19 protein-coding genes are annotated in these 21425 nt (G+C 64.8%); 18 read left to right on the forward strand and 1 reads right to left on the reverse strand.

The genetic code is table 11. From position 1 onward, the window contains the following. Window positions 1-28 precede the first annotated feature (28 nt). Window positions 29-1135 (reverse strand): polyprenyl synthetase family protein, encoded by a 1107-nt coding sequence (locus tag ABD687_RS00555; protein WP_310288154.1) that lies wholly within the window; start codon window positions 1133-1135, stop codon window positions 29-31. A 100-nt stretch (window positions 1136-1235) separates the two neighbouring features. Here ABD687_RS00555 and dinB point away from each other — a divergent pair, with 100 nt between their 5' ends. From dinB to ABD687_RS00645, 18 genes are all read left to right on the forward strand, one after another. After that, window positions 1236-2438 (forward strand): DNA polymerase IV, encoded by a 1203-nt coding sequence (dinB, locus tag ABD687_RS00560; RefSeq protein ID WP_310288151.1) that lies wholly within the window; start codon window positions 1236-1238, stop codon window positions 2436-2438. A gap of 174 nt (window positions 2439-2612) precedes the next feature. After that, complete coding sequence (locus tag ABD687_RS00565) at window positions 2613-2987, forward strand: DUF3040 domain-containing protein (RefSeq protein ID WP_310288148.1); 375 nt, start codon at window positions 2613-2615, stop codon at window positions 2985-2987. A 582-nt stretch (window positions 2988-3569) separates the two neighbouring features. Beyond that, a complete protein-coding gene (gene mraZ / locus ABD687_RS00570) occupies window positions 3570-3998 on the forward strand; it encodes a division/cell wall cluster transcriptional repressor MraZ (RefSeq protein ID WP_310293345.1) in 429 nt (142 codons plus the stop codon). Between the two features lie 37 nt (window positions 3999-4035). Further along, window positions 4036-5166 (forward strand): 16S rRNA (cytosine(1402)-N(4))-methyltransferase RsmH, encoded by a 1131-nt coding sequence (gene rsmH / locus ABD687_RS00575; protein WP_377700357.1) that lies wholly within the window; start codon window positions 4036-4038, stop codon window positions 5164-5166. Window positions 5167-5168: 2 nt separating this feature from the next. Further along, entirely contained in the window at window positions 5169-5900 is a 732-nt protein-coding gene (ftsL, locus tag ABD687_RS00580; protein WP_310288142.1) for a cell division protein FtsL, read from the forward strand. A 76-nt stretch (window positions 5901-5976) separates the two neighbouring features. Then, window positions 5977-7809 (forward strand): peptidoglycan D,D-transpeptidase FtsI family protein, encoded by a 1833-nt coding sequence (locus tag ABD687_RS00585; RefSeq protein WP_310288139.1) that lies wholly within the window; start codon window positions 5977-5979, stop codon window positions 7807-7809. Further along, window positions 7809-9437: a UDP-N-acetylmuramoyl-L-alanyl-D-glutamate--2,6-diaminopimelate ligase gene (locus ABD687_RS00590; RefSeq protein ID WP_310288136.1), complete on the forward strand. Its 1629-nt coding sequence runs from the start codon at window positions 7809-7811 to the stop codon at window positions 9435-9437. The genes ABD687_RS00585 and ABD687_RS00590 overlap by 1 nt, the downstream gene beginning before the upstream one ends. 13 nt (window positions 9438-9450) lie before the next feature. Next, complete coding sequence (locus ABD687_RS00595; RefSeq protein WP_264270597.1) at window positions 9451-10929, forward strand: UDP-N-acetylmuramoyl-tripeptide--D-alanyl-D-alanine ligase; 1479 nt, start codon at window positions 9451-9453, stop codon at window positions 10927-10929. Further along, on the forward strand, window positions 10926-12029 hold the full coding sequence (gene mraY, locus ABD687_RS00600) for a phospho-N-acetylmuramoyl-pentapeptide-transferase (protein ID WP_264270598.1): 1104 nt from the start codon (window positions 10926-10928) through the stop codon (window positions 12027-12029). Before ABD687_RS00595 ends, mraY begins: the two co-directional genes overlap by 4 nt. Further along, a complete protein-coding gene (gene murD / locus ABD687_RS00605; RefSeq protein WP_302262443.1) occupies window positions 12011-13555 on the forward strand; it encodes a UDP-N-acetylmuramoyl-L-alanine--D-glutamate ligase in 1545 nt (514 codons plus the stop codon). The genes mraY and murD overlap by 19 nt, the downstream gene beginning before the upstream one ends. Before the next feature lie 9 nt (window positions 13556-13564). Then, entirely contained in the window at window positions 13565-14857 is a 1293-nt protein-coding gene (gene ftsW, locus ABD687_RS00610; RefSeq protein WP_310288130.1) for a putative lipid II flippase FtsW, read from the forward strand. Window positions 14858-14901: 44 nt separating this feature from the next. Further along, a complete protein-coding gene (gene murG, locus ABD687_RS00615) occupies window positions 14902-16032 on the forward strand; it encodes an undecaprenyldiphospho-muramoylpentapeptide beta-N-acetylglucosaminyltransferase (RefSeq protein ID WP_264270601.1) in 1131 nt (376 codons plus the stop codon). A gap of 5 nt (window positions 16033-16037) precedes the next feature. After that, window positions 16038-17438, forward strand: a complete 1401-nt coding sequence (gene murC / locus ABD687_RS00620) for a UDP-N-acetylmuramate--L-alanine ligase (protein WP_264270602.1) — start codon at window positions 16038-16040, stop codon at window positions 17436-17438. Next, the gene (locus ABD687_RS00625) at window positions 17438-18193 is read left to right on the forward strand and encodes a cell division protein FtsQ/DivIB (RefSeq protein WP_302262441.1); all 756 of its coding nucleotides are present in this window, start codon (window positions 17438-17440) and stop codon (window positions 18191-18193) included. Before murC ends, ABD687_RS00625 begins: the two co-directional genes overlap by 1 nt. Window positions 18194-18392: 199 nt before the next feature. Next, window positions 18393-19577 carry a cell division protein FtsZ gene (ftsZ, locus tag ABD687_RS00630; protein WP_302262440.1) on the forward strand — a complete coding sequence of 395 codons (1185 nt, stop codon included), beginning with the start codon at window positions 18393-18395 and terminating at the stop codon, window positions 19575-19577. 37 nt (window positions 19578-19614) lie between these two features. Continuing rightward, on the forward strand, window positions 19615-20346 hold the full coding sequence (gene pgeF, locus ABD687_RS00635) for a peptidoglycan editing factor PgeF (protein WP_310288123.1): 732 nt from the start codon (window positions 19615-19617) through the stop codon (window positions 20344-20346). Window positions 20347-20535: 189 nt separating this feature from the next. Further along, complete coding sequence (locus tag ABD687_RS00640) at window positions 20536-21069, forward strand: cell division protein SepF (RefSeq protein WP_264270606.1); 534 nt, start codon at window positions 20536-20538, stop codon at window positions 21067-21069. A gap of 21 nt (window positions 21070-21090) precedes the next feature. After that, complete coding sequence (locus ABD687_RS00645; RefSeq protein ID WP_264270607.1) at window positions 21091-21393, forward strand: YggT family protein; 303 nt, start codon at window positions 21091-21093, stop codon at window positions 21391-21393. Window positions 21394-21425: the final 32 nt, after the last annotated feature.

The following is a 21425-nucleotide window of genomic DNA, read 5'->3' on the forward strand; positions in this document are numbered from 1 at the left end:
CCTTCGCCTTTGGTCTAGCTGGGCCCTTCTAAGAGGTGCGGCGAATCGCCGCCAGGCCGAGGGTCCGAAGCCCGTGGCGGGCCAAGGTCCCGACAGTGAGTTCCTCCAGGGCGGAAAAACCCTGCTCGGAAAGTTCGGCAATCGACGATTCTGTTGCCGCCAACGCCCCGCAGGACTCCAGCAAAGCGCTCATGCGCGTGACCTCGCCGTCCTGCAGGTCGTCTGCCCCAAGCCGCGACTGGATGAATGCCTGGTCCGACTCGGAGGCCAAGGTCAACGCGTGGGCGATGATCTCGGTGCGCTTGCCCTCGCGCAGGTCATCGCCCGCGGGCTTGCCCGTGATTGCGGGGTCCCCGAAGACGCCCAAGACATCGTCGCGCAGCTGGAATGCCTCGCCCAAGGGCAGCGCAAACCGGGAGTACTGCTCCAAGAGTTCCGCGGGCGCCCCGGCCAGCGCGCCTCCGAGCAGCGTCGGGTTCTCCACGGAGTACTTCGCCGACTTGTACCGCACAATGGTCCGTGCCCGCTTGACGGCATCCGCGGGTCCGTAGGAGGGGCCGGCGGATTCCTCCAGGACATCCAGGTACTGTCCGGCCATCACCTGGGCACGCATGCGGTCAAAGATCGTCCGCGCCTCGGGAACAGAGGGGCTGATCGTGGCGAAAAGCTGTTCACTGAGCGACAGGCACAGGTCCCCGGCCAGGATCGAGGCGGCCTCGCCGAATCGCGAGGCATCGCGCTGCCATCCAGAGGCGCGGTGCAGGGATTCGAAGCGGCGGTGGATGCTGGGCTGACCCCGCCGTGTGTCGGAGCGGTCAATCAGGTCGTCGTGGATCAACGCGGCGGCCTGGAAGAGCTCAATGGCCGCTCCGGCCTGCACGATGCCGTCGGCGTCGGCGTCGCCGCCCGCGCCCAGGTATCCCCAGAAGGCAAAGAGCGGCCGGAGGCGCTTGCCGCCGCGTGTCAGATCGTCGATGGCGGTGACGATTTCGGCGGCCGCCGGGGCAATGTCCGAGATGACCTGATGTTGTTCTGCAAGGAAGGTCGAGAGCAATGTCTCGAGCCGATCCGAGAAGTCTGCGGAAAGTAACCGTGCCTGTTCGGGGTCGGAAGTGTCCGCAGCAAAAAGTGTCATGTTTCCCATCCATAGATCGCACAGCGTCGTTATTCCCTTAACTCTAGCCGGGCCACCGGCTCCCATCGGATTGTCGGCCAAGTTGGCTAGACTTCACTCCATGGCTCAGGGCAAGGCACGCGCGATACTGCACGTCGACATGGATGCCTTTTTCGTGTCGGTGGAGCTGTTAAGCCGACCCGAGCTGGTGGGACAGCAGGTGATCGTCGGTTTTCCGGGGGAACGCTCCGTCGTTCTCTCGGCCTCCTATGAATGCCGCGCCCTGGGGGTTAAATCGGCAATGCCGATGGCCGTGGCCATGCGGATGGCGCCGCGTGCTGTCGTCATCAAGCCGACCCATTCGTTGTATTCGGAGTACTCCGCCCGGATCATGGAGATTTTCCACCAGGTCACGCCCCTGGTGGAGCAAGTGAGCGTCGATGAGGCCTTTCTGGACGTGACGGGCAGCATCAGGCGCCTTGGGCCTCCAGAGGCCATCGGCCAGATGATTCGTGTGCGGTTGCGCACCGAGCTCGGATTGCCGGCGAGTGTAGGCCTTGCCGCCTCGAAGTTCGTGGCCAAGGTCGCCTCCACGGGCGCCAAGCCCGATGGCATGTTGGTGATCCGGCCCGATCAAACGTTGTCTTACCTGCATTCCCTGCCGGTGGGGGTGTTGTGGGGAGTAGGCGCCAAGACCGCCGTCGTGCTGCGGGAAATGGGCATCAGCACAGTAGCCCAGTTGGCCCAGACTCCCCAAGAGACACTCAGCAGGCGGCTCGGGGCCACGGGTGTCCACCTTCACAACTTGGCCTGGGGGCTGGACGATCGTCCGGTGGAGAGCGAACGCGAGGAAAAAAGCATCGGCGCCGAAGAGACCTTCGCCGTGGACCTGTGGGATGAGGCGGTATTGCACCGCGAAATACTGCATCTCGGGCATCGCGTCGCAGCGCGACTCCGCCAGGCCGAGAAAGTGGCAGGGGTGGTGGCGTTGAAGCTGCGCTACAGCGACTTTTCCACGCTGTCACGCAGCCGCACGCTTCCGGTGCCCAGCAACGCCGCCGGTGACCTCGTGGCGGCTGCCGAAGGCCTTCTGGAGAAACTCGGCACACGGCCCCAAGCCGTAAGACTCGTAGGCATCCGGGCGGAGAAGCTGGGCAACGCCGGTGGCGGAATGCAATTGAGCATTGATCCGCGCGATGACAACTGGAGACAGGCCGAGGCAACCATGGACTTGGTCCGCTCGCGGTTCCCTGCAGGCGCCCTTCGACCGGCATCCCTGCTGGATCACGGGCAAAAAGAGCAAAAACCTGAGCGGCCATCGTGACTTATTCGCTGCGAGTCTGCCCAGAGTTGAATCCTGACTACCTTATTAGCGAGTTTCAGGACTATTCTGGAAGTAGAAGTTGGCCAGCCGAATTGGCGGGAACATTGCCGGGGCTTACAACGTTCAAGTAGGTAAAGGCGAGAGCCGGGACCGTGGAGTGAAGGGGAAGAGACGATGCCACTTTCCGAGCATGAGCAACGTCTTCTGGAGCAGCTGGAAAAGCAGCTACATGAAGATCATCGCTTCGCGTCGACGATGAAATCCGCGTCGACGGCGGGGAACTATTCAACGCGCAACCTGGCTTTGGGTGCGTTGATCGGCATCGTTGGGCTTGGTGTGCTGATCTATGGCGTTTCAAGCCAGCTGATCATCGTTGGCGTCTTGGGGTTCATCGTCATGTTTGGCGGCGTGTACCTGGCCCTTTCGCGCAAGGGCGGCACCAAGAAGAGCGGCGCGACCGGCGCCTCGAAGAATCCGCAGAAACCGGGATTCATGAGTGACCTGGAAAACAAGTGGGAACAGCGAAAGCGTGACGAGCACGGTTCCTAGACCTCGCCCATCGGAGCTTTGACGCTCCGCCCCAATCGTTCGACCAAGGCTCCGCACCAAGCGCGGGGCCTTGGTCTTTTTAATGCCCGGTGATTGCAGTCGAACGTTGCTGGGGGTAGGGGCGGGAGTCCTCTGGTGACCCGACACTGTCCGGGACTTGAGGGAAATGCAGTGAGGCTCCGAAAACCAACGACGCGCCGAGTATGGCCAATCGACGTAAATTCTTTTTCTGCGCAGGTTTTGCCGTCCACAATGGCTGGCCCGTTTTCCTCCACTTTCCCCCACGTCCACCTGCCACTTCCCTCCACATTGCTCCCCAAACCCTCGAAACACCTTGTAATCCGCGTATTTTCAAAAACGCGACTGTGTCGGCCATCACGCGAAGTTTTCTGGGAGTTTGATCTGAATAAAAACCCCTCCACTCGACTCCCCGCTTGAAATGCCCGAAAAATCAACACTTTTCGTTCGGTTTACAAGCCAAAATGCCGAAACGGTCGTTGACAGTGGAGGGTTGTGGAGTAAAGTGGAGCGAAATAGAGGGGAATGGAGCAAGTTGCTTCTTTCAACCGGGAGGCGGTCTGTATGTTCCTTGGAACGTATACACCGCGCCTCGATGAGAAAGGGCGATTAATCCTCCCGGCCAAGTATCGCGATGAATTAGCCAATGGTTTGGTTCTGACTCGTGGCCAGGAACGCTGCATATACGTCTTTAGTCAACGTGAGTTTGAGAAGCAGCATGAGCAAATGAGCCAAGCTCCGATCTCGTCACGCCAGGCGAGGGACTATGCGCGTGTTTTTCTCTCCGGTGCTTCGGATGAATTACCGGACAAGCAGGGGCGGGTCACCATTCCGTCCATGCTTCGTTCATATGCGGGGCTGGACCGTGAGGTCACAGTGATCGGCGCGGGCAACCGGGTCGAGATTTGGGATTCCACCTCATGGAATTCCTACCTCGAACAACAGGAGGACGTGTTCTCCGAAACGGATGACGAAGTACTTCCGGGATCCTAGCCACCTCGCGGTGGCTGAAAGCCCGAAAGTGGCTTGGATGAGATCTCCAGCCGCCCGTAAAACGTGCATCCTGACTCCACTTCCCCGGAGTCAGGCTGGGCGGAAGCGGGTCGGAGGGGGATCTGATCCCAGCCAACACCTGAAGCACAAAGCCCACGCGAAAGGGGGAGCGGTGAATTTAGACGGAGCCGCAGAGCGACCCGCCTCGGAACGCCATGTTCCAGTACTGCTCAATCGATGCGTAGGGCTCTTGGAGCCAGGGATTGAAGCCGGCATTGCCGCGCGCGGCCGGGCCGTGGTCGTGGACTGCACCTTGGGCATGGGGGGCCACTCGGAGGCCCTGCTGCAACGCTTCCCCGACGTCCACCTGATCGGTCTTGACCGTGACGAGCAGGCTTTGGCCCTGGCCGGGGCGCGACTGGAACCCTACGCAAATCGCACGGACCTAGTACATGCCATCTACGACGAGATCGCCGACGTCGTTGCCGATCTCGGGTTCGACGGGGTCGACGGCGTGCTCTTTGACCTCGGTGTCTCCTCCCTGCAACTTGACGAAAGGGAGCGCGGCTTCGCCTACTCCTACGATGCGCCGCTGGACATGCGCATGGACACTTCGCGCGGCCCCACCGCCGCCAACATCGTGAACGAATACAGCGAAGCGGAATTGGTACGGATCATCAGGGCCTGGGGCGAGGAAAAATTCGCCGGACGCATCGCCTCGGCGATCGTTGAGACCCGCAAGGTGAAACCCTTCAGCACCACTGAGGAGCTGGTGGCAGCCATCCGCTCCGTCGTGCCGGCCGCGGCCGCCCGCACCGGGGGGCATCCTGCCAAACGAACTTTCCAGGCCCTTCGAATCGAAGTCAACGAAGAGCTCGACGTGTTGGATCGGGCCATTCCGGCAGCGATGGATTCCCTTCACACAGGAGGCCGGGTCGTGGTGATGAGTTACCACTCCCTGGAGGACAAAATCACGAAGCGGCACTTCGCCTCGAGATCCAAGTCCTCGGCACCGGCGGGCTTCCCCGTCGAGCTGGAAGAACACAAGGCGCAATTCAAGGTCCTGACACGAGGAACCGAGAAGCCCACCGACCAAGAAATCGCAGAAAACTCACGCGCAGCCTCAGCCAAGCTGCGAGCCGTGGAACGCATCCTGAAGAGGAGCTGAAAATGAGCAACCGGACACCCAGCCGCGTACGTTCTCGTGTCGTCGAGCTTCCAGCCACTCAGGGTGCCAATGCGCTCAGCCACGCCCCGCAGCCGATACCGGCCACGCGACCCCAGGAACCTGCCGCCAAGCGCCGGACAACGCTTTCGGTGGTTCCGGCACTTGGTTCAAAGCGTCGAGTCCCGTTCATCGTCTCGATCTTCGTGCTGGTCATCGCTTCGGTGGTGGCCGTGCTCCTGATCAACGTGTATATCGCCAACGGCCAATACACCGCAGTTGAATTGCGCTCCCAGGAGCGGTCCCTCTCACAGGAAAACGAAGCATTGCGCCAGGAAGCCCTGTATCTCGGCGCACCTCAGGTAGTCGCCAAGAAGGCGGCAGACCTGGGCATGGTCAAGCCCGGGACGCCCGCCGCCATCAATCTGGAAACCGGAAAGGTCAGCGGAACCGCAACGCCCGCCGAGAAGCCCGGCAAGGACGCCTCGCCGAACGCAGGCGTGCTCAAGGCACCGGCGAAGCCGGCGGCCCCCGTGGAGAAGAAGGCCCCGGTCCAGGCTGCCCAGCCGACGACCCCGGTCGTGGCTCCGGAGACCGCAGCCGACAACTGGAACGCACCGAAGACCACGGCCTCGGAGGCTCCTGCGACGACCGACGGTTCCCGCCCGAACTTCTCCAAGGCCGAGCTCAACGGCGGAACCATCCCGGCACCGAGCCTTAAGACCCCGGGACAATAGGGGTACATAGATTTCCGGGCCATCCCCGGAACATGACAAGCACCACCACGCCCACCCGGTATGAGCTGAGGACCGAATGCCCAAGAAATCCCCGTCCAACACCGGAACGACCCATCCGCGCCTGCGCATGGTCGTGGTCTTCGCCCTGGTCCTGCTTCTGCTCATTGGCGGCCGGCTGTTCTTCGTCCAGTCGCTCAACGCCAAGGCCGTGGCAGCCGACGCGGTCAAGAACCGCACCCGGGTCCAGGAAACCCAGCCCAAGCGCGGACAGATCCTCGACACCACGGGGACGATCCTGGCCACCAGTGTCGATCGCTATGACCTGGTCATCGACCAACGCAAGGTGGATGCGAACAAGCCGATCGTGCGCAACAAGCCCTCCGGCGGTGCCACGCGCGAAAAGGTCACCATTGAACAGGCCGTGGGCGAACTGGCCGTAATCCTTGACCAGGACATCGATACCGTGCGCACCGCGATTGTCGGGGATCCCGGTGCCAAAAAGAACGCCTATTCCGTCGTCGCCAAGGGCGTGACCCCCGAGGTGCGCAATGCGGTCATGGAACTTCGCATCCCCACGTTGACGGGCCAGCTCCGCAGCGAACGGCAGTACCCCAACGGCGTTGTGGCCGGGCCACTTCTGGGTTTCGTGAGGAATTCCGAGGACCAGCAATCCCACAACGGTGCAGAAGGCCTGGAACTGAGTCAAAATGACCGCCTGAAGGGGACAGCGGGAACCCGCACCTACGAGATCGGTGCGGACGGCGTACGGATTCCCGTGGCGGAAATGACCGAGGTGCCCGCCGTCGACGGCCAGGACATCAAGCTCACCATCGACGGCGACATCAACTTCATCGCCCAGGAAGAGGCCCTGAAGAAGCAGGAGCAGTTCAACGCCGACTGGGTCTCGGTCATCGTCACCGAAGTGAAGACGGGACGGATCATTGCCATTGGGGACTCAAACCAAATGGACCCCAACGACCCCAGCGCCACCGAGGGGCGCTTCCGCACCTCGGCATCGATCACCCAGGCCTTTGAGCCTGGTTCCACCGGCAAGGTCCCGACGTTTGCGGCGGCCCTCGAGGAGGGCGTGGTCAAGCCCACCGATGCCTTCAAGGTCCCCAACGCGTACACCATCAACAAGGAAACCATCAACGACTCGTTGAAGCACTCCACCTACGACATGACCGTCGCGGGCATCTTCGCCCGCTCCTACAACACCGGCACGGTCATGATCGGCAACAAGATGAGCAACGAGACGCGTCACGCCTACATGAAAAAGCTCGGCCTGGGCGAAGCCATCGACATTGGCCTTACCGGGGCCAGCAAGGGCATCCTCGCCGAGCCGCAGGACTGGGAGCGGCGCCAGCAGTACGCGACCATGTTCGGCCAGGCCTACACGCAGACGGCACTGCACACCGCGCAGATCACCCAGACGGTTGCCAACGGCGGCGTGCGCATCTACCCGACGCTGATCGATTCCTATATCAATCCGGACGGCACCATCGAGAAGCCCGCCGCACCCAAGAGCAAGCGGGTGTTCTCGGAAAAGACGTCGAAGGAAATGCTCCGGATGATGGAGACTGTGGTCATGGAGGGCACCGGCACTAAGATGGCTGTGTCCGGTTACCGCGTTGGCGGAAAATCGGGCACGGGCCAGGCTGCCGGCCCCAACGGCGGATACGACGGGTACACCAACTCGTTTGCCGGGGTCGCTCCGCTGGAGGACCCCGAGATCGCCGTCGTGGTCACCATGTACCGGCCCAAGGGCAACTGGAAGTCATGGACGGTCGGCGATACCTTTAGTGAAGTAATGGGCAAGACCCTGAACGCCTACAATGTTGCACCGAGCAATTCGAAGCCCAACGGGTACGACGTGTTCATCGGATCCGAACAAAAGAAATCCTGGTAATGCCTCAAGCCCTCACTCCCCGCTCGGCGGAAGCCCTGCTGCGTCCGCTGGAAAAAAGCACCACGTCGTTGACAGCAATGCTCGAATACCTGCACGAAACCGGGCGGGGTGCGAACATCATCGGAGATGGCGGGACCACGGTCACCGGGATCTGCCTGGATTCGCGCGCCGTCCAGCCCGGGGACATCTATATTGCCGCGCCCGGCGCCCGCTTCCACGGCGCGCAATTCGCCCAGGCCGCCGTGGAGACCGGTGCAGCCGCGATCCTGACCGACATCGAAGGCGAAGACGCGGCCTCGGCAGCCGGGGTGCCGGTGCTGCTGGTGGAACAGGTCCGCGAAGTCATTGGTGAACTCTCCGCACTGGTCTACGGAACCGACGAGGCCTGTCCCGAACTCTTCGGACTGACCGGAACCAACGGCAAGACGACCACCAGCTACATGATTCGCTCGGTGCTGCGTGCCCTGGGTCGGGAGACCGGCCTGGTGGGCACGATCGAGATTGCCGCCGGCGATACGCCGATTCCCAGCATCCTCACCACCCCTGAGGCCCCCCAGCTGCACGGACTGATGGCCCGCATGCGGGAACTCGGTGTCGAGGCAGCCACCATGGAGGTCTCGTCCCATTCCCTCTCCTACCGGCGGGTCGACGGGCTGCGCTTCGCGGTCTCCGGATTCACCAACCTCACCCAGGACCACCTGGACCTGCACGGCTCGATGCAGGAGTATTTCGAGACCAAGGCGCTGCTCTTCGACCTGGAACGCAGCGACCGGGCCGTGATCATGGTCGATGACAGCTGGGGCCTGGAGATGGCCCGGCAGGCCACGGCCGAGGTCTGGACCCTGGCCAGCGACCCCGCGACGACCGGTGCCGACTGGGTCATCGACAACGTCGTTCCGGCCGGCCTGGGCCACCGGTTCCAGCTGCGTGGACCCGATGGGACAGTCATCGAGACGGCCACGGGCCTGCCGGGGGACTTCAACGTCTCCAACGCCGCCCTGGCCGTCCTGATGGTCCTGGCCTCCGGGGTCGACCCTGCCCGGCTGCAGGAGGCCCTGGACCGGGCCAACCCACTCACCGTCGAGGTGCCGGGGCGCATGCAGGTCATCGCCGAGGCCCCGGCCTCCATCGTTGACTTCGCCCACAACCCCGATGCCCTGGCCCGCGCCCTGTCCTCGGTGCGCTCGGCCGAGCCCGGATCCCGCGTGATCGTGGTCTTCGGGGCCACCGGTGAACGCGACGCGACCAAGCGCCCGATCATGGGCGCCGTCGCCGCCCAACACGCAGACGTGGTCATTGTCACTGATGACGACCCGCACTCCGAGGACCCGGCACCCATCAGGGCCGCGGTGGCCGCCGGTGCCCGCGCCGAAATCCAGGCCCACGGCCTGCTGAGCGAAGTTCGCGAGATCCATCCGCGCGCGGCGGCAATTGCTGCGGCCGTTGCCATGGCGGGGGAGCGGGACACGATCCTGGTGGCCGGACGAGGGCACGAGGTCTTCCAGGAGGTCATGGGCGTGAACCTCGAACTTGACGACCGCGAGGAACTGCGCCGGGCACTGCTGGCCCACGGCTTCAGCCCCCTGGCGGCGACTTCGGATTCCTTCGATCCCGCGGATGAAGGGTAAAGTCCTACTTGCCATGATTGAACTACTTTCCGCCGAAATCGCCGAAATCACCGGCGGGCGACTCACCTCGACGGCTAGCGCCGACACGCCCATCCTCGGAGTCGACACCGACTCGCGCAACTGCGAAACCGGCTGGCTCTTCGTAGCCAAGCCGGGGGAGTCCTCCGACGGGCACCACTTCATCGACGCTGCCATCGGCCAGGGCGCCGTGCTGGCCCTGGCCGAGCGTGAAACCCAGTCCGCCGACGGTGCCGTGCACCCGGCGATCATCGTCCCCGACGCCATCATTGCGATGGGGCAGATTGCCGCCGCCATCGTCGAGCGGCTCAAGGCCGCCAACGGGCTGCGCGTGGTGGGCATCACCGGTTCGGCCGGCAAGACCACCACCAAGGACCTGCTCGCCGCGCTGCTGGCCAACCTGGGCCCGACGATCGCGCCGGTGGGCTCGTACAACGGCGAGGTCGGCGTCCCGCTGACGGTCTTCCGCGCCACCGCCGAGACCAAGTACCTGATCATGGAAATGGGTGCCACCGGCATCGGCCACATCCGCTACCTCACCGACATGGTCCACCCCGAGGTCGGGGTGGTCCTGGGCGTCGGCTCGGCCCACGCCGGGGAATTCGGCGGCATCGAGAACATTGCCAAGGCCAAGGGCGAGATGGTCGAGGCACTGCCCGCCACCGGGCTCGCCGTGCTGAACCACGACGACAACCTCGTGGCCCCGATGCACACCCGCACCGTGGCCCCGGTCCGCCCCTTTGGCGTGCAGCGCACCGCCGGTGAGACCGGGGCCGGAGTCTGGGCCCGGGACCTGGACGTCGACGCCGACGGCCACCCGGTGTTCACGCTGGTCGCTGCCGATTCCTCGACGCACCAGGTCACCTCCGGGCTCATCGGGCGCCACCACGTGGCCAATATCCTGGCCGCCGCCGCCGTGGCCGAATACCTGGGCCTGGAACCGGCGAAAATCGCCGCGACCCTGCAGGGCCTGGGCCCGAGCAGCCGCTGGCGCATGGAACGCATCGAACGGGCCGACGGGGTGAGCATCATCAATGACGCCTACAACGCCAACCCGGACTCCATGCGTGCAGCACTGCGCACGCTGGCCGAACTCGGCCTGCCCGACGCACAGGGCAACGCCCGGCGCACCTGGGCCGTGCTGGGCGAAATGCTCGAACTCGGCGAGGACTCCCGCCACGAACACGACATGCTCGGGCGCATCGCGGTGCGCATGAATATCAAGAAACTGCTCGTCGTGGGGCGCGGGGCCAAGCTGGCCTACAATTCCGCGGTGCTCGAGGGCAGCTGGGGCGACGAGGCGTACTACGTCGAGGACACCAAGGCCGCCGCACGGATCCTGAACGAGAACCTGCTTCCCGGGGACATCGTGCTCTTCAAGTCCTCCAACGGCTCGGGGCTCCGGCACCTGGGCGATCAAATTGCCGAAACTACCAGCGGTTCTTCCGCCGCAAAGGAGGGCTCGGCGCAGTGATTGCTCTAATCATGGGATCCGGCATTGCCTTGATCTTCACAATGGTCACCATGCCATTGTTCATCCGCATGCTCACCGTCAGACAGTATGGCCAGGTGGTCCGCGACGACGGACCCACCAGTCACGCCACCAAGTCCGGCACCCCCACCATGGGCGGGGTCATCATCATCGCGGCGGTGATCCTCAGCTACTTTGCGACCCACGGGTTGCTGGCACTGATGGGCAGGCCCTCCTCGGGGATCTCGGCCAGCGGACTGCTGGTCCTGCTGCTCTTCGCCGGCATGGGCCTGGTCGGATTCCTGGACGACTTCATCAAGATCGCCAAGAAGCGCTCCCTGGGCCTGCGGGCCTGGCAGAAGATTGTGCTGCAGGCGGCGGTGGGCATCGGCTTCGCCGTGCTGTCGCTGAACTTCCCCAACGAACACGGGCTGACCCCCGCCTCGACGGCGATCTCCTTCCTGCGCGACACCAACGTCGACCTGGCCTTCGCCGGACCGCTGCTCGGGCTGATCCTCTTCGTGCTGTGGTCAAACCTGATCGTCACCGCAACCACCAACGGCGTGAACCTCACCGACGGCTTGGACGGGCTGGCCACCGGCGCCGCCATCATGGTCTTCGGCGCGTACACCATCATCGGGATCTGGCAGCAGAACCAGGCCTGCGGGCTCGATGCTGCATCCAACGTCTGCTACACCGTCCGCGACCCCATGGACCTCGCGCTGCTGGGCGCAATCCTCTGCGGGGCCCTGATCGGCTTCCTGTGGTGGAACGCCAAGCCCGCGAAGATCTTCATGGGAGACACCGGGTCGCTGGCCATCGGCGGCGCCATTGCCGCCTTCGCGATCCTTTCCCGCACGCAGATCCTGCTGCTGGTGCTGGCAGGGCTCTTCGTCATTATCTCGCTCTCGGTGATCATCCAGGTCGGGTTCTTCAAGCTCTCCGGCGGCAAGCGCGTCTTCAGGATGGCCCCGCTGCAGCACCACTTCGAACTCGCCGGCTGGGCCGAGGAGAACGTCGTGGTCAGGTTCTGGATCCTCGGCGGGCTCTTCGTGGCCGCCGGCCTGGGCATCTTCTACTCCGAATGGGTCGTGGCCCTGTGACACACGCCAACCTGGACCACCTCACCCGCTGGGAATCGGACTGGGCCGACCTGCGCGTCGTGGTGGCGGGCCTGGGCCTGTCCGGCTTCTCCGCAGCCGACACCCTGATCGAACTCGGTGCCAAGGTCGTCGTCATCGACGGCGCCGACACCGAGGTCAACCGTTCGCGGGCCGACACCCTGAAGATCGTCGGCGCCGCCGACGTGTTCCTGGGCGCCGGGCACACCGACGAGCTGCCGATGATCGACGGCCAGGCCCCGCAATTGCTCATAGCCTCCCCGGGCTGGAACCCGCGCCAACCCATGCTTGCCGCAGCAGCCGAGGCCGGCATCGAGATCTGGGGCGACGTGGAGCTTGCCTGGCGGGTGCGCGAGAAGGAAGGGCGCAAGCTCGCCGAGTGGGTCGTCATCACCGGCACCAACGGCAAGACCACCACGGTGGGAATGACCGAGTCGATCCTCAAGGCCGCGGGCCTGCGCGCCATCGCCGCCGGCAACGTCGGCACCCCCATCCTGGACGCGATCCGCGACCCGGAGGGTTTCGACGTGATCGCCGTGGAGCTCTCCTCCTTCCAGCTGCACTTCACCCACAGCATCTCCCCACTGGCCTCGGTGGTGCTGAACATCGCCGAGGACCACGTGGACTGGCACGGCGGCTTCGGGAACTACAAGGCCGACAAGGCCAAGATCTACGAACGCACCAGGATCGCCGCGATCTACAACGCCGACGAGCCGGTCGTGGAGGCCATGGTCGAAAACGCGGACGTCATCGAGGGCTGCCGCGCCATCGGCTTCACCACCGGTGTCCCGTCGCTGAGCATGGTCGGGGTCGTCGAGGACCTGCTGGTGGACCGCGCCTTCATCGAGGACCGCAGGAACTCCGCCGCCGAACTGATCGCCCTGGACCAGATCGGCGAGGTGGTGCCCCGGCACACGGCCGCCAATGCCGCAGCGGCCGCCGCACTGGCACGGGCCTGCGGAGTCGAACCCGCCGCCGTGGCAGCGGGCCTGGCCGGGTTCGATCCCGGCGACCACCGCATCCAGGCCGTGGCGCGCCGCGACGACGTACTGTGGATCAACGACTCAAAGGCCACCAACCCGCATGCTGCAGGTGCCTCGCTGGGCGCCTTCTCCTCGGTGGTGTGGATCGCCGGAGGGCTTTCCAAGGGCGTGGAGTACGACGAATTGGTATCGGCCCATGCCAAGCGGCTGAAAGCCGTCGTGGTGATCGGCACCGACACCGCCACGCTGCTTCAGGCCCTTGAACGACACGCACCACAGGTGCCGGTGATCATGGCGCAGGTGCGGGAAACTGGTGTGCAAGGCGGTGCCGGCTCGGCCGGATCCGCCGCCGGCTGGGCCGTGATGTCCCAGGCCGTCAAGGCGGCCGCCGGCATCGCCAAGGCCGGGGACACCGTGCTCATGGCCCCGGCGGCGGCATCAATGGACCAATTTTCCTCATACGCACAACGCGGCAATGCCTTCATCGACGCGGTCCGTGCGCTCATGGGGGACGACCCCAGGTAAGGAGCAGTCGTGAGCGGCACATCCCGCACGCCACGGGGCAATAGCGCCAAGGCCGGCACGCCGGGCCCGCAGCGCGGCCGAGGCCGGGAACCGCGTGGACTGGCAAAGTGGTTCACCCGCATCGAGGATCCCTCGTTGCGTGGTGCCCAGATCAACTACTACATCGTGCTGGGCACCACGCTGGCCCTGACCTTCATGGGCCTGATCATGGTGCTTTCGTCCTCCTCGGTGGAAGCCATCGCCCGGAACCAGTCGGCCTTCGAGGCCTTCTTCAAGCAATCGCTGTGGGCGCTGGTCGGCGTCGTCGCCCTGGCGTGCATGCAGCTGATTTCCCTGCCGACGCTGAAGCGGCTGGCCTGGCCGGCCCTCGGGGCGGCCGGGCTGCTGCTGGTGCTGGTGCTGCTCATCGGCCAGGAAATCTATGGCAACAAGAACTGGATCCTCATCGGGCCGTTCTCGATCCAACCCTCCGAATTCGCCAAGGCCGCCCTCGCCCTGTGGGGCGCCTGGGTGGTGGAGCGCAAGGCCAAGCTCATGGACCAGTGGAAGCATGCTGTCGTCCCGCTGCTGATGCCCTTCGGGCTGCTCATCGTCGGCCTGGTCCTGCTGGGCAGGGACCTGGGCACCGCGCTGATCCTGCTGCTGGTACTGGCCGTGGTGATGTTTGTGGGAGGCGCCAAGGCCAAGCTCTTTGGCATCGCCGGCCTGATAGGACTTGTCGGAATCGCGGGAATGGTGATCCTGGCCCCCAACCGCATGGGCCGGATCCTGGCCTGGCTCCACATTGCCTGCGGCGACGGCCCCCAGGACTACTGTTACCAGGCCGAACAGGGGCTCTTCGCCCTGGCCTCCGGCGGCTGGTTCGGCGTCGGCCTGGGCCAGTCAAGGCAGAAGTGGTCGCACATCCCGGAGGCGCAGAACGACTTCATCTTCGCCGTCCTCGGGGAGGAAATGGGCCTGTTGGGCACCATGTTCGTGATCGTGCTCTACGGGATGCTGGCCGTGGCCATGTACCGCATCGCGGTGCGCACCGGGACCATCTTCGGGCGCGTTGCCATCAGCGGCATCATGGCATGGCTCATCGGCCAGGCCTTCGTCAACATCGGCATGGTCACCGGCCTGCTGCCGGTCATCGGAGTCCCGCTGCCCTTCATCTCCTCCGGCGGCTCGGCCCTGCTTGCCGCGTTCCTGGGCATCGGGGTGGTACTGTCCTTTGCCCGGGAACAACGCGTTAGACTGCAACCGGCCGGAACCCCGCGCGGCCTGGCCGCCATGTTCGCGAAGGCCCGCTCGGCCAAGTAGTCCGCCCGAAACACCGACCTGTGGAAAGTAGTACACCAAACCCCATGACTGAGCCATTACGCGTGGTGATCGCCGGCGGCGGAACGGCCGGACACATCACCCCCATGATTGCCATTGCCGACGCCCTGCGCGCCGCGGACCCAAATACGCAGATCACCGCGGTGGGCACGGCCAGCGGCCTGGAGACCAGGCTGGTGCCCGAGGCCGGGTACGAGCTGCGCACCATCGCCAAGGTCCCGATGCCTCGCCGTCCGTCCCTTGACCTGCTCAAGCTGCCCTTGCGCTTCCGCGCCGCAATCAAGGCCGCCGGCGCGATCCTTGACGACACCGGCGCCCAGGCGGTGCTTGGGGTCGGCGGCTACGTCTGCACCCCGGTGTACCTGGCGGCGAGGAAGCGCAAGCTGCCGGTCTTCATCCACGAGGCCAACGCCCGCGCCGGGCTGGCCAACAAGGTCGGCGCCCGCTTCGCCGCCGGCGTCGGGACGGCCTTCAACGGCACCGGGCTTCCCGGTGCGAAGGTGGTCGGCATGCCGATGCGCGGATTCGTTGCCACCATGGACAGGGCGGCCCAGCGGGAACCTGCACGCCGCGCCCTGGGTCTTACCGGGGACGCCCCGGCGCTGGTGGTCACCGGCGGTTCCTCCGGAGCCGCCTCGATCAATGCGACCATAGCCGCCGGCCTGCCCCAATTGGCCGATGCCGGAGTGCAGGTGCTGCACATCACCGGCCGCGGCAAGGTGGTGCTTGACGCCGCCGGCAACCCGTTGTCGGCACCGGGCTACCGGCAGGTCGAGTACGTGGATTCCATGGACCAGGCGTACGCCGCCGCAGACCTCATGGTCGCCCGCTCGGGGGCCGGAACGGTGTGCGAGCTGGCGGTGGCCGGCACCCCCTCGGTGCTCGTCCCGCTGCCCATCGGCAACGGCGAGCAGCGCCTGAACGCCTCCGACCTCGTCGCCGCCGGCGGCGCGCTGGTCGTTGACAACGCCGACTTCACCACCGACTACCTGGCCACGACGCTGCTGCCGCTGCTGCGGGACCCGCAGGCGCTTGCCGCCATGGGCGCAGCCGCCAAGGCACAGGGGCGCGCCGACGCGGCCCAGGTCATGGCATCGATGATCCGCGAATCGCTCGGCCACGCAGGGCCGCAACAGACCGCCAACACGGGAAGCTAAGGGACATGCAGGAACAAAACACACTTGCGACACTGGGCAACGTCCACCTGCTGGGCATCGGCGGGGTGGGGGTCTCGGCCGTTGCCAGGCTCATGCTGGCCCGCGGCCTGACGGTCTCGGGAACCGATGCCAAGGACCTGCCGGTGCTCGATGACCTGCGGGAGGCAGGTGCCCGGATCAACGTGGGCTACGCCGCGTCCAATCTCGGGGATGCCGACACCGTGGTCGTTTCCTCAATCATCAAGGACGGCAACCCGGAGTACGACGAGGCCGTCGCCCGCGGACTGCGCATCCTGCACCGCTCCGAGGGCCTTGCCGCGACCATGGAGGGACACAAGGTCATCACCGTGGCAGGGACCCACGGCAAGACGACCACGACCTCGCTGGTCGCCTTCATGCTGCGAGAGGCCGGCATCTCCCCGACCTTCGCCATCGGCGCCAACATCGCCTCGCTGGGCGTGAACGCCGAATACGGGCAGGGCCGGGTATTCGTGGCCGAGGCCGACGAATCGGACGCTTCGTTCCTGAACTACGCCCCCGATGTCGCTGTGGTCACCAACATCGAGGCCGACCACCTTGACCACTACGGAAGCGTCGAAGCCGTGCACCGCGCCTTCTACGACTTCGCCTGCCTGCTTCCCGACTCGGGACTGCTGATCTGCTGTGCCGACGATCCCGGCTCCCTGGCCCTGGCCGTACGAATGCGCCGCGAGCGTCCGGAGCTGCGCGTGCAGACCTACGGCTTCGCCGAGGTCGCGGACCGCCGGTTGAGCGACGCGAAGCCCGTCGGATTGCGTTTTGCCTGCACCCTGGAGTGGGGCAGCGGGGAAACCGCCGCGCTGGAACTGGCAGTTCCCGGAAACCACAACCTGCTCAATGCCGCCGCAGCATTCGCCGTGGGCCTTGACTGCGGGCTGGAACCCGAAGCCGCCGTGGCCGGGCTTGGCGCCTTCACCGGTGCCGCTCGCCGCTTCGACTTCCGCGGCGAGGCCGGGGGAGTGCGGGTCTTTGACGATTACGCCCACCACCCCACCGAGGTGACGGCGGCACTGCGCGCGGCGCGGGCGGTCGCCGGCGACGGAGCCGTGCACGTCTTGTTCCAGCCGCACCTCTTTTCCCGCACCAAGGAGTTCCACCGCGAGTTCGCCGAGGCGCTCTCCCTGGCCGATTCCGCGTACGTACTGGAGATCTACCCGGCACGGGAAACCCCGATTCCCGGGGTGACCAGCGAATTGCTGACGCGCGAGCTGAATACCGCCGGGCGACTGGTGTCCATGGCTGAGGCCGCCGAGGTGCTCGCCTCCGTCGCGGCCCCAGGGGACGTGGTCATGACCATCGGTGCCGGCGACGTCACCGAGCAGGCGGGTGCCATCGTGGCCGCGCTGGAAAAACGTCTGGGCAGCTGATGGCGGGCAAGGCCGGGTCCGGGCAGGGCCCGAACAACGTCCTGGACCTGCCGCAGGACCCGGGGGCTCGCGCCAAAAAGCGTTGGATCATCGGCGCCTCGGTGGTCGCGGGCATGGTGGTGCTTCTTGTTTTGGTGCTGACGTATTCGCCGATCCTGGCGATCAAGTCGATCACCGTCTCGGGCAATTCGCTGGTCAGCGACAAGACCGTGCAAAAGGCCCTCGAGCCGCTTCACGGTATCCCGCTTTCGCGGGTCGGTACCGGCCGCGTCATGGAACTGTTGGACGGGCAGCCAGCCGTGAAGGACGCGATCGTCCAGGCTGAGGCACCGAACACGTTGCAGGTCCAGGTCGTCGAATTCGTCCCGGTGGCGGTGTTGTTAGAGGGCAAGAAACGCTCGTTGGTGGGGCCCGAGGGGCAGCTGCTGGCATCCCTGAAGGCCAAGGACAAGCCCAAGCTCCCCACGATCAGGTCCTCGAAGGTGACCAAGGACCCCAAGGTGTTTTCGATGCTCACCAGGGTTCTCTCGGAACTACCGGATAAGCTGTTGGCAAACGTGGACCACGCGACGGCCACCAGCAAGGACTTTGTTGAGCTCAAGCTCAACGACGGACAACTGGTGATTTGGGGCAACGACCAGGATTCGGCCCTCAAGACCAAGGTCTTGGAAGCCCTTTTGGCGGCCCCGAAAGACAAGAAGGCACCCATCAAGGTGTACGACATTTCCAGCCCGCAGCACCCGGTGGCCCGGTAACGGACCGCCAAGGGCCCGAATACAAGAAAAAACAACGACTTAGGGGCGACACGCGGCCTTGGTCGTTGCATGTACGAACTACGAAACATAGCGTTTTCATAGCGGTTGCTTGACATAACTATAACCTTCGAGTTGAGGGTTAACGTTGGTCCGGTTGAGCTTCCTCGGTCAGCAGCACATCGAACAAGGGAATCAGGACGTGGCAGCTCCACAGAACTACCTCGCCGTCATCAAGGTCGTCGGCATCGGCGGTGGCGGCGTCAACGCCGTCAACCGCATGATCGAAGTTGGCCTGCGAGGCGTTGAATTTATTGCAATCAACACGGATGCGCAGGCATTGCTCATGAGCGATGCCGACGTCAAGCTCGATGTGGGCCGCGAACTCACCCGTGGCCTGGGCGCCGGCGCCAACCCCGACGTGGGCCGCCAAGCGGCGGAGGACCACGCGGAGGAAATCGAGGAAGTGCTGCGCGGGGCCGACATGGTCTTCGTGACCGCGGGCGAAGGCGGCGGCACCGGCACCGGTGGCGCTCCGGTCATCGCACGCATCGCACGCGGGCTCGGCGCGCTGACCATTGGCGTGGTCACCCGTCCGTTCACCTTCGAGGGACGCCGCCGTGCGACCAGTGCCGAAAACGGCATCGAGGCGCTGCGCGACGAGGTCGACACCCTCATCGTCATCCCCAACGACCGACTGCTCTCGATCTCAGACCGCAACGTCTCGGTCCTGGACGCATTCCGCCAGGCCGACCAGGTGCTGCTCTCCGGTGTGCAGGGCATCACCGACCTGATCACCACCCCGGGCCTGATCAACCTCGACTTCGCGGACGTCAAGTCCGTGATGCAGGGTGCCGGTTCGGCGCTCATGGGCATCGGCTCGGCACGAGGCGAGGACCGCGCGGTCAAGGCCGCGGAGCTCGCCATCGCCTCCCCGCTGCTCGAGGCCTCCATCGACGGCGCCCACGGCGTCCTGCTGTCCATCCAGGGCGGCTCGGACCTCGGGTTGTTCGAGATCAACGAGGCGGCACGGCTCGTGCAGGAAGTGGCCCACCCGGAAGCCAACATCATCTTCGGCGCCGTCATTGACGACGCCCTGGGTGACGAGGCCCGCGTGACGGTCATCGCTGCTGGCTTCGACCAGGTCGATGCCACCAGTGCGCCGCAGACCCTGCAGCCGGCCGTACGCAACGCCCCCGCAGCACCGGCAGCGGCACCCGCCGCTCCCGCCGCTGCACCGGCCTCGCCCCAGGCGGCACCCCGCCGGGAAGAGGTCCACGCTGCCGTGGCAACCGTTGAACCGGGCTTCGAGGAACTTCCCGCCATTGTCGAGCCGGACCTCTCGGCCGCCAACGACGACCTGGACGTCCCCGACTTCCTGAAGTAAATCGGGCCGACGGCAGAAGGGAACCTTTCAAGCCACCATGTTGCGATACCAGTCACTGCTCGCCCCCGGCGTGCACATTGCATTCACATCCACGGCCGAAGGGAACCTTGCCTTCCACGTTCCTGATGATCGCGACGCCGTGCTGCTGCGGCGTCGCGATCTGGAGCGGGACCTGGGACTGGGGGAGAACCGGTTCAGCTACATGGACCAGATCCATTCGGCCACGGTGCTTGAAGTCACCGGGCCGTCGGAGAAATCCGGCATTCCCACCTGTGACGGTCTGTTCTCGGCCGACGCAACGCAACCGCTGGCCGTCATGGTGGCCGATTGCGTCCCCGTGGTCCTCGTGGGCGTCTCCGAACAGGGGCCGGTCACAGCTGTCGCGCACGCCGGACGACGCGGATTGCTCGACGGAATCCTGACCGAAACGGTGAAGCGCATGCGCTCGACCGGGGCGGAAGCCTTTGAGGCCTGGATCGGGCCGTCGATATGTGGCAGCTGCTATGAAGTCCCCGCCGACATGGCCGCCGATTCCGTGGCCCTGCGCCCCGGGATCGGTTCCACCACCAGCCGTGGCACCACCGGCCTGGATCTCCCGCGTGCAGCGGCTTCCGAACTGCGCGATCTGGGCGTAGCAGTCACCGAATCCGGGGCATGCACCCTGGAAGACGAGACCTACTTTTCCTACCGCCGCGACTCCCGCACCGGACGACTGGCGGGATTGGTGTGGCAGGCAGAGGACCAGATGGTGTCCGGCTCACCTTCCTGAGTCTTCAACCCGCCGTCCAGTGGTCCGGAAACGGGTCCGCGGCCCGCGCGCTGAACGCCACATGGCGACACACCGCCCAAATCACGCCGATGTCCTCCGACACCGCCAAATGGTGCTGTAGCGTCGAGTTAGCGGAGAGATTTGCGGTTCGGTAGACCGCCGACCGCGCACGATCAAAAGGAGAAGACCATGGCTGGCGCATTGCGCAAGACAATGATCTACCTGGGACTCGCCGAAGGTGACGAGAACTTCGAGGCCGACAAGCACGACATTGAAGCGCGTGAAGAAGTGCGCGTTGTCGAGCCGGTCCGCGAAGAGCCGGTTGCCGCACAGCCAGCTCCGGTAGCACAAGTGGCACCCCGCCCTGTCACCGAAAACGAATACCGGGCTCCGGTAACACCCATCAAGCGCGCGCCTTCAGCACGGGACGAGGACTCTTCATTGCGTCAAATCACCACCGTTCATCCACGTTCTTACAATGACGCGAAAATCATTGGCGAGAACTTCCGTGATGGCATCCCAGTCATCATGAACGTCACGGACATGGGCGAAGCTGACGCCAAGCGCCTGGTCGATTTCTCGGCGGGGCTGGTTTTTGCCCTCCACGGCAGCATCGAGCGGGTCACCAACAAGGTGTTCCTGCTCTCGCCGTCGACGGTAGAGGTCCTGGGTGAGGACAAGAAACAGTCCGAAGACCAGGCAACCTTTTTCAACCAGAGCTAAGTTCAAGGGTTCGAAGGCATAGTGGAGCTTATTTTCGCGCTACTTTACGTAGTGCTGACGGTGCTGCAGGTCATGTTGCTGTTGCGCATAGTGCTTGACGTCACGGAGTCGTTTGCGCGCTCCTGGCGTCCGCGTGGACTGGCCCTGGTTGCGGTCTCGGTGATTGCCAAGACCACGGACCCTCCGATGCGCTGGTTGCGATCGCGCATAAAACCGCTGGATCTCGGCGGAATTCGCCTTGATTTGGCGTTCATTATTTTGTTCTTTGCGGTAATAGTGCTCAAGATTGTTGTCAACAATTTGGGCGTTGCCGCGGCTCAGTGATAGGCCTCCGCGGAGGTAAGAATTACGGTGCG

This window comes from Paeniglutamicibacter sulfureus (genome assembly GCF_039535115.1).
Classification (GTDB): Bacteria; Actinomycetota; Actinomycetes; order Actinomycetales; family Micrococcaceae; genus Paeniglutamicibacter; species Paeniglutamicibacter sulfureus.